The sequence below is a fragment of the Pseudomonas auratipiscis genome (genome assembly GCF_036324085.1).
Lineage (GTDB): Bacteria > Pseudomonadota > Gammaproteobacteria > Pseudomonadales > Pseudomonadaceae > Aquipseudomonas > Aquipseudomonas auratipiscis.
This window is the reverse complement of the sequence record NZ_JAZDCU010000011.1, coordinates 157301-171764: the sequence shown is the minus strand read 5'-3', so window position 1 is coordinate 171764 and position 14464 is coordinate 157301. Positions and strand designations below refer to the sequence as shown.

General features: G+C 54.2%; 14 protein-coding genes. 9 read left to right on the top strand and 5 right to left on the bottom strand.

Features of this window, described 5'->3' with window-relative positions:
* Nucleotides 1-14: 14 nt before the first annotated feature.
* Both V0R60_RS16895 and V0R60_RS16890 read right to left on the bottom strand, forming a co-directional pair.
* On the bottom strand, nucleotides 15-785 hold the full coding sequence (locus tag V0R60_RS16895; protein WP_330080058.1) for a class II aldolase/adducin family protein: 771 nt from the start codon (nucleotides 783-785) through the stop codon (nucleotides 15-17).
* A 51-nt stretch (nucleotides 786-836) separates the two neighbouring features.
* Nucleotides 837-1676 (bottom strand): TauD/TfdA dioxygenase family protein, encoded by an 840-nt coding sequence (locus V0R60_RS16890; RefSeq protein WP_330080059.1) that lies wholly within the window; start codon nucleotides 1674-1676, stop codon nucleotides 837-839.
* Nucleotides 1677-1914: 238 nt separating this feature from the next.
* On the opposite strand from V0R60_RS16890, the gene V0R60_RS16885 reads away from it, so the two are divergent.
* Entirely contained in the window at nucleotides 1915-2568 is a 654-nt protein-coding gene (locus V0R60_RS16885; protein WP_330080060.1) for a TetR/AcrR family transcriptional regulator, read from the top strand.
* 114 nt (nucleotides 2569-2682) lie between these two features.
* Here the strand turns inward: V0R60_RS16885 and V0R60_RS16880 are convergent, their stop codons facing one another.
* Complete coding sequence (locus tag V0R60_RS16880) at nucleotides 2683-2910, bottom strand: hypothetical protein (protein ID WP_330080061.1); 228 nt, start codon at nucleotides 2908-2910, stop codon at nucleotides 2683-2685.
* A gap of 439 nt (nucleotides 2911-3349) precedes the next feature.
* Here V0R60_RS16880 and V0R60_RS16875 point away from each other — a divergent pair, with 439 nt between their 5' ends.
* From V0R60_RS16875 to V0R60_RS16860, 4 genes are all read left to right on the top strand, one after another.
* The gene (locus tag V0R60_RS16875; protein ID WP_375547282.1) at nucleotides 3350-4798 is read left to right on the top strand and encodes a sigma-54 interaction domain-containing protein; all 1449 of its coding nucleotides are present in this window, start codon (nucleotides 3350-3352) and stop codon (nucleotides 4796-4798) included.
* 163 nt (nucleotides 4799-4961) lie between these two features.
* The gene (locus V0R60_RS16870) at nucleotides 4962-6110 is read left to right on the top strand and encodes an iron-containing alcohol dehydrogenase (protein WP_330080133.1); all 1149 of its coding nucleotides are present in this window, start codon (nucleotides 4962-4964) and stop codon (nucleotides 6108-6110) included.
* A 173-nt stretch (nucleotides 6111-6283) separates the two neighbouring features.
* Nucleotides 6284-7093, top strand: a complete 810-nt coding sequence (locus V0R60_RS16865; RefSeq protein WP_330080063.1) for an N-acyl homoserine lactonase family protein — start codon at nucleotides 6284-6286, stop codon at nucleotides 7091-7093.
* A 122-nt stretch (nucleotides 7094-7215) separates the two neighbouring features.
* Nucleotides 7216-7767 carry a hypothetical protein gene (locus V0R60_RS16860; RefSeq protein WP_330080064.1) on the top strand — a complete coding sequence of 184 codons (552 nt, stop codon included), beginning with the start codon at nucleotides 7216-7218 and terminating at the stop codon, nucleotides 7765-7767.
* 181 nt (nucleotides 7768-7948) lie between these two features.
* On the opposite strand, the gene V0R60_RS16855 is transcribed toward V0R60_RS16860, so the two are convergent.
* Nucleotides 7949-8599 carry an OmpA family protein gene (locus V0R60_RS16855; protein ID WP_330080065.1) on the bottom strand — a complete coding sequence of 217 codons (651 nt, stop codon included), beginning with the start codon at nucleotides 8597-8599 and terminating at the stop codon, nucleotides 7949-7951.
* A gap of 367 nt (nucleotides 8600-8966) precedes the next feature.
* Complete coding sequence (locus V0R60_RS16850; RefSeq protein ID WP_136474578.1) at nucleotides 8967-9194, bottom strand: hypothetical protein; 228 nt, start codon at nucleotides 9192-9194, stop codon at nucleotides 8967-8969.
* Between the two features lie 447 nt (nucleotides 9195-9641).
* On the opposite strand from V0R60_RS16850, the gene V0R60_RS16845 reads away from it, so the two are divergent.
* From V0R60_RS16845 to V0R60_RS16830, 4 genes are all read left to right on the top strand, one after another.
* Nucleotides 9642-10145, top strand: coding sequence for a sigma-70 family RNA polymerase sigma factor (locus tag V0R60_RS16845; protein WP_136474579.1), 504 nt, complete (start codon nucleotides 9642-9644; stop codon nucleotides 10143-10145).
* Nucleotides 10146-10153: 8 nt separating this feature from the next.
* Entirely contained in the window at nucleotides 10154-11086 is a 933-nt protein-coding gene (locus tag V0R60_RS16840; RefSeq protein WP_136478877.1) for a FecR domain-containing protein, read from the top strand.
* A 110-nt stretch (nucleotides 11087-11196) separates the two neighbouring features.
* A complete protein-coding gene (locus V0R60_RS16835; protein WP_330080066.1) occupies nucleotides 11197-13632 on the top strand; it encodes a TonB-dependent siderophore receptor in 2436 nt (811 codons plus the stop codon).
* Nucleotides 13633-13843: 211 nt separating this feature from the next.
* Entirely contained in the window at nucleotides 13844-14446 is a 603-nt protein-coding gene (locus tag V0R60_RS16830) for a transglycosylase SLT domain-containing protein (RefSeq protein WP_330080067.1), read from the top strand.
* Nucleotides 14447-14464: the final 18 nt, after the last annotated feature.

Here is a 14464-nt window from a genome sequence, read left to right as displayed (position 1 = left end):
AGGTCTAGAAACACTTATTCAAGAACACCCCGATCACGCCGGATTTCCTCCCGCGCCATGGCCTCCCACAAAAACGGAAACCCATTCGTATCGGTTCGCCTGCCGGTAGCATCCACCACATGGCCAGGTAACGGCGCGCCCCCACCCAGCGCCTCAACATGCCAAGCCAAACGACTACGCCACTCCAATGTGATCGCTCGTAAATGTGCCTGGCGAATGCCGTTGGCCACAACCAGTACGCCGTGGTTGGCGAGCAGCGCCCATTTGTTTGTACCGAGTGCGCCTACCACGGCGCGGCCCAATTCGGTGTCTTCCACCGTGCCGCGATACTCGTCATAGAGCACCGGGTCGGTGTCAACCAAGGCGGATGTCTGGTCGTAGACAGAGGGGATGCGCCCGGCCGCCGACCACACCGAACCCCACTGCGGATGGTTGTGGATAACCACGTGCACATCCGGTCGTGCGGCGTGCAAGTCCATATGCAAGTTGATGGCCGGGGTGATGTTCCATTCACCTCCGATTACCGTGCCCTGGTGATCGAGGCGCACGATGTCCGAGGCGCTCACTTCTCCCCAGGTAAGCTCCCATGGGTTGGCCAAGTAGGTGCCGTCGTCCTGGCGAACAGTGATGTGACCGGCGATGTGGTCGTTATAGCCCTCGCGAAACAACACCCGGCACAGCAGCGCCAGTGTTTGTTGTGGGGTGAGTTCAGGCAGCAGCGCATAACGCCCCGGCTTGGGTGTGTATCGAGCCAACAGGTCTTGGTTCAGCTTGTCTTGCAACATAGGTATTCCCCTTGAGCCACCCACACATCAGGGTGATCAACCATTGATGAGTCACGCGTTGGCGGTGTTGCGAGCGAATACCGAGGCGCGCTGCATACGGCGCTGGTGCGGTTGGTAATCCAGGATGGCATTGTGGAGCACGCTGCGGTTATCCCAGATCACCATGTCGCCGACAGTCCAGCGGTGACGAAAGCCAAATTGAACCTGTTGGCACTGGGCGTGCAGGTAGGCCAGAACCGCATCGCTTTCAAGGATGGTCAGGCCATCGATATGGGTGGTGTACGTCGGGCTCAAGTACAACGCCTTGCGACCTGACATCGGATGCTTGATCACCAGTGGATGCAAGTGCCGACGGTTCATGTTGATCACTTCAAGGTAACGGTCGTGAGTGACGACGTTCTGGCGCAGCGCTGTGGTCATCGGTCCGTTCATGTCATGCCACGCACTAAGGCCGTCGAGGTACTGCTTCATGCGCTCAGACAAAGCGTCGTAGGCAGTGGTCATGCTGATCCAGCAGGTGTCGCCGCCCACCGGCGGCAAGATTTGCGCATGGGTCATGGTGACGATTGGCGGGCTGGGAAGAAAACTCTCGTCGTGATGCCACATATCCGCACGATCACCCAGCTTGGAGTCGATCACAGTGATCTGTTCAAATCCTTCGCCCAGGTTGGGATAGAAGGTATGAACTTCAGGTTCACCAAAATGCTTGGCAATCGCCAAGTGTTGCTCTGGTCGCAACTGTGGGACGTGCAGTACAAGGGCTTCATGTTTAACCAGTGCTGCCTCAAGTGCCGCCAGCGTTTGCGGCAAAAATACTGAAGCGGGATCTAGATCAAGCACTTCGGCGCCTATGTTCGAACCTAAGGGCCGAACGGTGAAAGATGACGGCATGGCAATCTCCCGGTTGGGTTACAGCTTGCGATCTTGTAGAGCGCATCACTGCGCATTTGGACGTTGTCTGATCGACGAAAACGATCATACTCATCTGCCCAAGGTCGAGATATTCGCATTCCGAAAGTGCTTAATTAACTAGGTAACTAATTGATTTATTTAATATTTATTAATTACTTGGTGCAGCTCAAAATGCAGCGCTCGGATTTCTAATAACAACAAGGGCGGTTAAACCACGATGGACCGAATAGCTTCGGCGGGGCAGCTTCCCGCATTACGCAAGCGCCCGAGCCAGTCACGCTCGCGCGCGCTGGTGGATGCCGTGGAGCAGGCGTGCCTGCGGATTCTGGATGAATCAGGCGAGGGGTCACTGACCGTCGCCCGTATTGCGGAAATATCAGGGGTTGCAGTCGGCTCGATATACCAATACTTCCCCAACAAAGACGCAATCGTAGCCTTGTTGTACGAGCGCATTCTCGACCAGGAGTCCGAGGAGCTGTTGAAGGTGCGCGAAAGGTTGGTGGGCGTGCCATTGAAGTCGGCGCTGCGCGACATTCTGGCCAATATCATTCGGGTTGAAACGCGACTGTTCAAATTGAACAAGGTCTTTCATTTGCGTTACCACTCAGCGCTTCACCTCGGTATGTGGCGCGGCCCTTACCAAACTACGGGTGAATTCATCGAAGCGACCTGGTTACCGCTTTTGCAGATGTACGAGCACGAGGTCACCACCGAGCACCCGGCCCTGGCGGCTTATCTGCTCGGACAAGGCTTGCGCAGTGTGATCCGTTCGGTGCTGGAAGATATGCCAGCCCAACTGGAGTCTTCAGCATTGCTCGACAGTATTGTCGCCATGGCTATCGGTTGCCTGCGTCCCTCTTCGTTTGATTAACAGGTGGTCCGCATTTCGTAGGCATCCCGCGGTCCCGTTTACCCCCTCACCAAACACCCAGCCCCAAAGCAACCAGCCTTGCCGAAACAAAGCCGGTGCTCGCCTGTGCATAACTCAATGCTTCAACTGCACCTTGCTCAAGGCCACTTCGATCAGGTTTTGGGCGTTTTCGATTTCGTGCATGGTGGCCAGGGTAAGCACCTGGCCAGGGGCGCTGGAGTGCAGCAGGACTGTCTGTTGTGCGATGGTCAGAGCGCAGACCATGTATTCGGAGATTTGGATGAGGACGTCTTCGAGAGACTGTTTAGTAGCGCCGGGTGGATCTGGAACGATCTTCAACATGCGAACCTCTAGAGCCTAGTGGGGCTGCTACAGACCTGCTGTCAAACAAGTGGGTGGCAGCTATACGCGGGTTGACAGACCGAGGACTCTAGAACTCGGCGCACACAAGGTGCCCCACGTACAGCCGCCATAACGCGGGCACGTGCTCTAGAGGTCAATTACGGCCTGTCAAAACCGGTCGTTGAACACCAACGACCCGCCGAGACTAGAGCCCTCATAAGGCCATCGCAATGCCACAAGTGCGGCAAAAGTATGATTCGGAAATGGACTACATGGAATCGGGAAATTCTGAAGATTCAGCGCCAAACCATGAGCGAAACCACGCCAATAACCGACAAGGCTCGACCATTTCCTACAGCAAGCTCTCCGCCTTCCGGAAAGCCATCCATGCATGAGGGTGAGTGCACCTAAGACACTGGCATGAATCCTATCCAAGGAAATGTCTGAGAAACCAGAGACGGCTCACAATGAGCTAGCAAACGTTACACTTACGACTCTACTATCTCGGAGCGTTGCCTTGAACTTTACCGGCCAGACATTCGATACGATTCTGAACGCCCTGCACGACGGCGTGTACATCACGGATGGGGTAGGGATTACAGTTAAGGTAAACAGCGCGTATGAGCGTCTGACTGGACTGCAGAGCGAACAGCTCATTGGACGCAGCATGCACGACCTGGTGCGCGACGGTGTCGTTTCGCAATCCGCATCTTTGCGCGTACTTCAGCAAGGCGCTCCGGTTTCTGTCATGCAGAGCCTTAGTAACGGTAAGAAGCTGCTGGTGAGTGCCACCCCTATTTTCGAGAATCGCCGCATCAGCTACGTGGTCAGCGCCGTACGTGACATGACCGAGCTTCTGCGTATGAAGCATGAGCGCGATGAGCTCGCTGGGCTCAAGAAGCTGCGTCAGAGCACAGCGCAGTTGCATGCGGGTGAATACAGAAAACTGGCTCAGTCTTCGCTGGTCTTTGACCAGGCGCAATCAGGCCCACTTTTCGCACAGGCACGACGCGTAGCAGGCAGTGACGTGAAGGTGCTGCTGTTAGGGGAGACGGGGGTCGGCAAAAGTCTCGTCGCTCAGTACATTCACAATTCTAGCGCTCGGGCCAAGGAACCTTTCATTCCGCTCAACTGTGGAGCAATGCCGGAAAACCTGATCGAGGCGGAGTTGTTTGGCTACGCGCCTGGGGCGTTTACTGGCGCAGCGGCCAAAGGTAAGCGAGGGCTCCTGGAACTGGCGAATCACGGAACGTTGTTTCTTGACGAAATTGGCGATCTTCCTTTGTCGCTACAGGTCAAGCTTCTGAAGGTCATCGAGGAGAAGCGGTTCATACCCGTGGGTGGGCTTGAACTGCGCGAAGTAGATATCCGAATCATAAGCGCCACCCACCATGACTTGCGACAGAGAGTAGAGCAGGGGTTGTTCCGCGCTGACTTGTACTATCGACTGAACGTGGTGCCTATCCGCATTCCCGCGCTTCGCGAGCGCGCCGGAGAGATCTCCACGCTGTTGGAGCATTACCTAAGGCAGTTCAACGAGCGCTATGAGCGCAACATGTCTTGGGGGCTAGAGACCCTAGACCTGCTCTGTGATTATGCATGGCCTGGGAATATTCGCGAATTGATCAACCTGGTCGAACGTTTGGTAGTTGTTTGCGAAAGTGAAACGATTGAGGCGTTGGACCTCCCTGAGGAGATCCTTAACCTGCACGATGATCGCTTAAATCAAAATCGCCTGCCGCTGCGCAAGGTTCTAGAAAACGCAGAGCGGAGCGCGATCCTTTCAGCAATGCGCGTCCACAAGACCACGCGCCTGGCAGCCAAAGCGCTGGGTGTGAGCCAAGCAACCATCGTCCAGAAGATGAAGCGCTGGGAAAGATCTGATTAGGTTTCTAATCGGTAGTCGCTTTTGTGATTGAAATTGTGATCACGTAGTCGTGTCAGCGGTTAGCAAGAACGAGGTAAACCCTTCTAGCCCGGGCTTTTCAAGAAATTGGCACATGTTTTGTTCTCTCCTGGTTCATCTCAATAAAAAAAATGAGGATGAGCCGATGAGTGTTTCTACCTTTCTGATCGCCAATAAACTCCTGACCGGTTCCAGCGCGGTTGAACAGCTGGACGCTGAGCTGACCCGGCTGAAGGTCAATAATCCATTAATCGTGACCGATGCGATCCTGCTCAAGTCGGGTACAGTTGACCTCGCCTTGGCCCACATAGGGGGCCGCCGCTATGGCATCTATGACCAAGTTCAACCAGAGCCTGAGATCAGTTTGGTCGAAGATTGTACCCGTGCATTTCGCGAGGGTGGTCATGATGGGCTCATTGGGCTGGGGGGCGGTAGCGCTATCGACATCGCGAAAGGTGTCTCGGCTTTCGCAGGACACGATGGCACGCTGGACGAGCTGTTCGGCGTCGATCAAGTAAGCCGCAAGGGGCCTGTACTGATCGCGATTCCTACTACGGCAGGCACGGGCTCGGAAGTCACTAACGTGGCGATCTTCTCCGACAAAAATGCGCAGCTCAAGAAAGGCATTGTGAGCAACTACCTGCTGCCTGACGTGGCTCTCGTGAGCCCAGTCATGACGCGCACGTGCCCACGTAACGTAACCGCTGCCAGCGGTGTCGATGCGCTTGTGCATGCGATCGAAGCGTACCTTTCGATCAATCGATCACCGATCACCGATGCAATTGCTCTTGGAGCCATCAAGTTGATTGCTCGCGCTTTGCCTAAAGCGTATGCCAACCCCGATGATCTTGTGGCTCGGGAAGACATGGCTACGGCGAGTCTTATGGCTGGTATGGCTTTTGGAAACGCAGGCGTGGGAGCAGTACATGCGCTGGCTTACCCGCTGGGCGGACGCTTCAAAATCGCACACGGCGTTAGCAACGCTTTGCTGCTGCCCTATGTAATGCGCTGGAACAAACTTGCCTGTACGGAGCGTCTTCGCGACGTCGCTCAGGCAATGGGCGTGAATATCGTCGGTTTAAGCGATAGCCAGGCTGCAGACGCGAGTGTCGATGCAATGGCTGAACTGTGTGCTGCGGTAGACATCCCTAACGGCCTTCGCGCTTTCAATATTCCAGAGGACGCTTTGGCATCAATGGCCGAGGAGGCCAGCAATATTGACAGGTTGATGCGCAACAATCCTCGAAAGTTCACAGCTGCAGATATCGAGGCGATCTATCGGGCTGCCTGGTAAGGGGAAGTTGGTTTTGTTTTCATAATAAATTTGCTGTATTTCTGTTTTAATGGTCAAGTTTTCAGGCTTGGCTGTTATGGGCAGAAGTGTGATCTGCTAGAATTAATCTAACTGAAATTATTGATTGCCTGAAATATTAAAGCCTAACCATTATTATTCAAAGGGCTATAGCGATGGAAGAAGTTAAATTATATGCAATGACTTGTGGCTGGATCACTATGCCTTATGGTTTTTTTATGGCTGGTGAAACTGGTGATCTGGCAATTCCAGTGCCGTGCTATTTGATCGAGCATCCCAAGGGTACAGTCCTGTTTGATACAGGGCTTGAATTGCCCTTGCAGTCCAAAGATCCGGATGTGGTAAAAAACTCACTCGGCGTTTTTGCTGATTTAACTTCGGTTAACTTTGTGCCTGGTGAGGATGTAGCTAAGCGTTTGGAAGCGTTTGGTGTCGACCCACTAAAGATAAACTTCATCATTAACTCTCATCTGCATTTCGATCACTGTGGTGGGAATGCTTGTATCCCTAACGCACAATTGGTTATTCAAAAGCGTGAGTGGGAAGCCGCTAAAAATGAAGAGAATATCGAAAAAGAAATATATTCACCTCGACATTATGATTTAGGTCACGACCGTCTTGAGGTCGATGGAGAGCATGATCTTTTCGGTGATGGGTCGGTTGTGCTAATTCCTAGCTTTGGGCACACGCCCGGGCATCAGTCACTTAAAGTCAAGGTAGATGGTAAAGAAGTCGTCATTACCGCGGATGCTTGCTACTTAAAGGCTTCGCTTGAAAAGATGACGCTTCCCGATGCAATGGTAGTGAATGATGCTCAAGGAATGCTTAATAACTTTAACTTGTTTAAGCAGTTGAAGTCTAAAGGGGCTTTTATCCTCTATGGCCATGATCCGGAGCAGTCAAAATTACTCACGGATGGTTCAATCCGCAGAATCACCTCAGAGACGCTGTTTGGTCTGCAATGAGAATGTGTGAGTCATCGTAAGATTTCTCGCACTTGAAGGGCTTGATCTTTCAAGCGATATTAAATAAATCCTGTTTTGTCGCAGGGTGCCAGACTGTAGATGTAAAATAATAAGGAGTGATTATGAAATCTGTATTTAAAGCGCCGTTGTTTTTGGTTGCAGGGATTGCCGCCTCCCAAGCCTTTGCAGCAACCGCTCACGCTGACCTGCCAGACAGTTGCGCAAAGGATGCGAAGGGCAATTATAGTCAGGAGTTTGATGTTCCATGCAAAGCGTTGGATAACTTTCTGACAACATTCAATGCCAAAGATGAATTAACCTGGGCCAAGACGCTCAACTACCCACATGTGCGCATGTCTGGTAACCAAGTCACTGTTTGGCAAACACCTGAAGCCTATGCAAAAGACCAAAATTTGCAGCAGCTTGCAAAGCAAATTGGATGGGAAAATACCCGTTGGGACTACCGGTATGTTGTTCAGTCTGGTAGTGACGGAAAGGGGAATGCAAACAAGTATCATGTAGCGCTTTCATTTACACGCCTGGACAAGGCTGGCAAACCTATTCCAGGTCATACTTTTGACTCTTTTTATATTATTACCAATGTTGATGGTCATTGGGGGACTCAATTCCGATCAAGCATGGCTGGTTCGTTGCATGGTAAATCGGCTTATTGATATATAATTTTACCTAAATAAAAGTTGGAGCTACCCGCTCCAACTTTTAAACGCGCCATGCCTCATGGGCCGTCTGCGAAATTTGCACTATTTGCCTTTGAGTCGCCCTTGGCCTCGGTTGTAGCGGGCGCTTTGAGGAGCACCATGTTTAGACGCATCGCTTCAGCGACCATCTTGGAAATTATTTTTTGATAATTTCATTAAGTTCGGATTCATGTATTAGCTTGGCACCACAAAAATAATCGTCAACTCGGGGTGAATTACCTGCGTGACCGACTCCCACGGTTGCTATCTCATTATCCGGGATGTTGAAGGTGTTAACTATGTATCTCTTGGCATTATCTGCATATCTCTCACTGAGCTTTTGTGCGTATGCATCGGGTCCACCCGACTCAGCAAAGCCCACCATGATTAGACGATCTTGTTCAGCAACGGCCGCAATTTTCTCATTAACATACTGTGCTTGAGCCGCATACACGAAATCAGGTGTTTGCAGTATGTCCGCATTATTCCACTTGAAGAAATAGCATCCCTGCTTAGCAAGGTCGAGCAGCATAAGTTTGTACTCTCCATCAAGTCGGTCCCATGGGTTAGCTTCACGCTCCTCGTTACGGGGGTGAGTTTGTATCCAAACCCATGAAGAAAGACCTGCTAGGGAAACTATGAACGTGCAACCAATTATCGTCATTATTATTTTGTAGGCGTGACTCTTTCCGAGTGTCGGGAATATATTCTTTCTTATTATTTCTCTATATATTATAAGAAGAACGCTTAGGCCCAAGCCGCCAACCCCCGCGACTTGCACGATCAGCTTTAAGGTGTTTTGCTCCATGGGCTCTCCTTCTCAGAGTTGCTGATTGTGCAGCATTCTCATGGGGAAAGAGTAGACCGCTTTGTCCTAGCAGATCATATTTTCTGATGAGGTTGTTTTGCGTTTTTTCGGTATGCTCCTTCGGTAATTTCTGTATCTGGTAAGTATGTTTCAAGTTTCAAGCGAGCACAAAATCGTTGAGTCTAGGTAAAGGCGCTCAATCAAAACCGCCGACTCTGCGAAGGGCATTGGTTTTCTGGACGATATTGGTGCATAGCTCTGCGAGAAGAGCTGAGGCACATCAGATGCTTTACGCTTGGTGTTCTCTAGGCAAATTCGAAAGCAACCAGCCTTGCCAAAACAAAGCCGGTGCTCGCCTGTGCATAATTCAATGCTTCAACTGCACCTTGCTCAAGGCCACTTCGATCAGGTTTTGGGCGTTTTCGATTTCGTGCATGGTGGCCAGGGTAAGCACCTGGCCAGGGGCGCTGGAATGCAGCAGGACTGTCTGTTGCGCGATGGTCAGAGCGCAGACCATGTATTCGGAGATTTGGATGAGGACGTCTTCAAGAGACTGGTTGTTGACATTGGGTGGATCAGGAACGATTTTCAACATGGTGCCTCCCGGTGAGTGGAGTCGCCACGAATCTGCTGTCAAACAAATGGGTGGCAATTGTACGCGGGTTGACAGACCGAACACCGGAGAACTCGGCGCACACGAAGGTGCCCCACGTACAATCGCCATAAAGCTTGCACATGTCTTCGGTGAGTGCGGTCTGTCAAAACCGGTCGTTGAACACCAACGACCCGCCGAGACTAGAGCCCTCATAAGGCCATCGCAATGCCACAAGTGCGGCAAAAGTATGATTCGGAAATGGACTACATGGAATCGGGAAATTCTGAAGATTCAGCTCCGAACCATGAACGAAACTACGTCATTAACCGACAAGGCTCGACCGTTTCCTACAGCTAACTCTCCGCCTTGGTGGAAATCATCCTTGCATACCAAGGCAGCGGCCAAGATAATGCGAGCGATTACCATTAACACCTTGCGGTCATTCTCATGTCGGCACTTGATCACACCGCGCTCCAGCGGCTGTACAGCGAGCACAACAGTTGGCTAAAAGGCTGGTTGCGGGTTCGCCTGGGCAATGCCGCCGATGCGGCCGACCTGGCACAAGACACCTTCATACGTGTAATGACCGCACGCAACGCTGAGCCCATCCGTGAGCCGCGTGGCTACCTGAGCGCGATCGCGCGTTCGCTGCTGATCGACAAATCCCGCCGGCGCACCATCGAGCAAGCCTATCTGCAAGCCTTGGCGCTGCAGCCCGAGCCTGTGGACGTTTCTCCGGAAATCCGCCTGAGCATCATCGAAATGCTTGTGTCCATCGACACCATGCTCGATGAGTTGGGCAGTCGAACCCGCGACATATTCCTCGCGGTGCAGTTGGAAGGGCTCACCTATATCGCCGCCGCTGAACGATTCGATGTGTCGGTCACTACGGTGAAAAACCATCTTATCCGCGCTATGACCCGCTGCCTGTTGCTGGCCGAAAACCCATGAGCGCGCCGCTGGACGTGCAAACCCTCGAGGCTGCTGCCACCTGGTATGTGCAGCTCAATGACGGCAACCCCTGCGAGGCGCGCACCCAGGCCTGGCGTGAGTGGCTGCAAGCCAGCCCCCAGCACGCTGCAGCGTGGGCGAGGGTGGAAGCACTGCAGCAACAATGGCAGCAGGTGTCGCCACGCGCGGCGCTGTCCGGGCTGACGGCGGCGCAGGCGCAGCGCCGGGATGTGCTGAAAATTCTCGGTGTGCTCTTGGCTGTTGGCGGCACTTGGTTGGTCAGTGAGCAGGTGCCTTATCGCGCACTGTTTGCCCAGCAACTGACCAAGGCCGGGGAGCGTCGCAGCTTGCGTCTGGACGACGGTTCGCAGCTCACCCTGAACGTCGATTCAGCGGTGGATATAAGCTTCGATGCTCAGCAGCGACTGATCACACTCTACCGTGGCGAAATTCTCATCCAGACTGCCAAAGACCCCGCCCAACGGCCGTTTATTGTGCATACCGGCGATGGCAGTGTGCGCGCCTTGGGAACGGAATTCAGTGTGCGTCAACTCGCTGGGCAAACCCGTGTCTGCGTGCAGGCGTCGGCGGTTGAGGTGCGCTCGTTGCATCACCCCGAGCACGCGGTGCGGTTGGTGGCCGGGCAGCAGCTCACCTTTGATACCGAACACGTACAAGCGGCTACAGCGTTGCCGGCCAATTCCAGCGCCTGGCGCAACGGTCTACTGAGTGTCAACGACTGGCGCCTGGGTGATTTTGTCGAAGAGCTGGGGCGTTATCGCCCCGGTGTGTTGCGCTGCGCCGTGGCGGTCGAGGGCTTGAGTATTTCCGGGGTGTTCCGTATCGATGACACCGATACCGTGCTGGAAAACCTGAGCAAAACCCTGCCGGTGAAAGTGCGCTATTTGACGCGTTATTGGGCCAGCATCGAGCCCGCCTAAGCCACGGCTGAAATTAATTTGCCGTGTTCTGGCTGATTTTGATTCTCATCCGTCAATGACATAAGCCGCGATTACAGCGCGTTTCTGTCATGACTCAGAAGGATCACCGCATGTCCCTTCCACCCCCAAACGCCACCACCCGATTAACGCGCGCCGTGCGCATGGCGGTGCTCGGTGCATCTCTCACCGGCGTACCGGTTCTGGCATTGATGCCGGTCCAGGCGATGGCGCAAAGCCAAACCGCCTATCACGTTGCGGCCGGCCCGCTGGGCAACGCCCTGACCCAATTTGGTGTGCAGGCGGGGGTAACGCTGTCGTTCGATACCGAGCAGGCGCGACACCTCACCACCCGCGGGTTGGACGGTACGTACAGCGTCGAGGAAGGGCTTGAACGCTTGCTGGTCAACAGCGGCTTGCAGGCGCAAAGGCAGAGCAATGGCGGTTATGTGATTATCACCAAGGCCAACGGCGATGCGTTGGAGCTGGGTGCCACCGAGGTTATCTCCAACCAGTTGGGCACTATTACCGAAGGCACCGGCTCGTACACGCCGGGCACCATTGCCACCGCCACGCGCCTGGTGCTGACGCCGCGGGAAACGCCGCAGTCCATTACGGTGATCACCCGCCAGCACATGGACGACTTCGCGCTCAACTCCATCGACGACGTTATGCGCCACACCCCGGGCATTACCGTATCGACCTACGACAGTGAGCGCACCAACTACTACGCGCGCGGTTTTTCGGTCGAGAATTTCCAGTACGACGGTATCCCGACCCTGCGCAACTCGGCCTATTCGTCTGGGCAAACGCTCAGTGACATGGCCATCTACGACCGTGTTGAAATTCTCAAGGGCGCAACAGGGTTAGTGACTGGCGCCGGAGCGCCCGGGGCAACCATCAATTTGGTGCGCAAAAAACCTACGCGCGATTTCAAGGCGAGTATCGATCTGGGTGCGGGCAGTTGGGACAACTATCGGTCCCAGATCGACGTCAGCGGCCCGCTGACCGACAGCGGTAATGTGCGCGGTCGTGCGGTGATGGCGTATCAAGACAAGCACGCGTTCATGGATCGCTACCAGCGCAAAACCAGCGTCTACTTTGGCACCCTGGAAGCGGACCTGAGCGAAGACACGCTGCTGACCGTGGGCTTCGATTATCAGAACAACGACCCGACCAGTTCGGGCTGGTCCGGCAGTCGCCCGCTGTATGACCGCAACGGCGACCGCATCGACGCTTCGCGCTCCTACAACAACGGCGCCAAGTGGAGCAGTTGGGAGCAGACCACCCAGAGCGTGTTCTCGACCCTGGAGCACAGCTTCGCCAATGGTTGGGTGGCCAAGGGGCAGTTCACTCATCAGGAAAACAGTTACCACGCACCGCTGGGGGCTATCCAGTTGGGGCCGTTTCCCAGCACCGGCTTGTCCACGCTTTACGCCAACAAATTCACTGGCACCACCCGCGCCGACTCTGCCGATTTCTACCTTAGCGGCCCATTCAGCCTGATGGGTCGTGAGCATGAATTGGTCGTCGGCTCATCGGCCTCCAACTCGCACTGGAAAGGCAGGGACTACGGCGCACCGATCTACGTGAACGGTAATCGGGTCGTCGACTTCTGGAACTTCAACGGCAACTTCCCCGAGCCGGACTGGGGCGAGCCAACCCAAGTAAACGAGCAGACTACCCGGCAAACCGCGGGTTATATAACTGCCCGCTTCAACATCACCGACGACTTGAACATCCTGCTTGGCAGCCGTGTCGCCAACTACAAATTGACCGGTGACTACGACTCTACCGAGACCGGCAAACTGGTGCCTTATGCCGGTGTCACTTACGACCTGAATGAACACTTCACGGCGTACGCGAGTTACACCGACATCTTCATGCCGCAAACCTATAACCGCGACCGCAACAACAAGTTGCTGGAACCGGACGAAGGCAAAAACTACGAAGTGGGTATCAAGGGTGAATTTTTCGACGGCCGGCTCAATACCAGCCTGGCCTATTTCGAAGTGCACGAAAGCAACCGTGCTGAGGCAGACGCCGAGTACAACTCCAGTCCCACCAACCCCTCTGTCGGTTACGCCTACACCGGAATCGATGCGAAAACCAAAGGCTTTGAAGCCGAGTTGTCTGGGGAACTGGCACCCGGCTGGCAGGCGCAGGCCGGCTACACCCACAAGATCATTCGCGATGAACATGGCGACAAGGTTTCCACCTGGGAGCCGCAAGACCAGCTCAGCTTTTACACCTCGTACAAATTCAAAGGCCCACTTGAACGCCTGACCATCGGCGGTGGTGCGCGCTGGCAGGGCAAAGCCTGGCAAGACATCTACAACCGGCCCAAAAACCAGTACGAGGAATTTTCCCAAGAGGCCTATTGGTTGGTGGACGTAATGGCCAAGTATCAGGTTACCGACCACCTGTCTGCATCGGTCAACGTCAACAACCTGTTCGACAAGTACTACTACACCAACATCGGCTTCTATAACACGGCTTACTACGGTGACCCGCGTAATGTGATGTTTACCACACGTTGGGATTTCTAAACGCTTGGGCAACCTGTGCTGATGATGGTTATCAGCGCAGGTGTGCGTCAGTACTGGTTCTTGCTCGAGTTGGCGTTACAAAACAATGTCGTCGATCAGGTGACCCTCCCCAGGCATGGGTCATCATAGGAGGTCAGCGGAGCGTGCTCAGTTCATGTTCTGCGCTATATACGAAGGGCAACCAAGCCCTCATTTCTTGCTGGGGCGGTTGATGAAACAAGGGCGGTTTTGGGTATTCATGCTGATGTTGGTGATTCTGGCGGGCTGCGCTACCGCGCCGCCAAGGGATCAGGGCAACCTCTGCAGTATCTATCGCCAATACCCTGACTGGTACGAAGACTCGCTAGAGATGCAGAAGCAGTGGGGTACGCCGCAACATGTGGCGATGGCGATCATGAAGCAGGAAAGCAGCTACATCCACGATGCGCTGCCACCGCGGGACTACCTGCTGTGGGTGATTCCGTGGGGGCGTGTCAGCTCGGCCTATGGTTATGCACAGGCTCAGGACCAGGTGTGGGGTGAGTACAAGGCTGGCACGGGCAATGGCGGCTCGCGGGACAACTTCGATGATGCGGTCATGTTCATTGGCTGGTACACCGCAGGTACCCAGCGTCAGTTGGGGATTTCCAAATGGGACACCTACAACCAGTACCTGGCCTACCACGAGGGCCGTGGTGGTTTCAGTCGCGGCAGCTACCGCGCCAAGCCCTGGCTGATGCAGGTCGCGCGCAAGGTGGAGCAGCAGGCCAAGGTTTATGGTGCACAGCTCAAGCAGTGCCGGGCGGAGCTTGAGGATGATCGCGGCTGGTTTTGATGCTGTCCATGGCGGTGG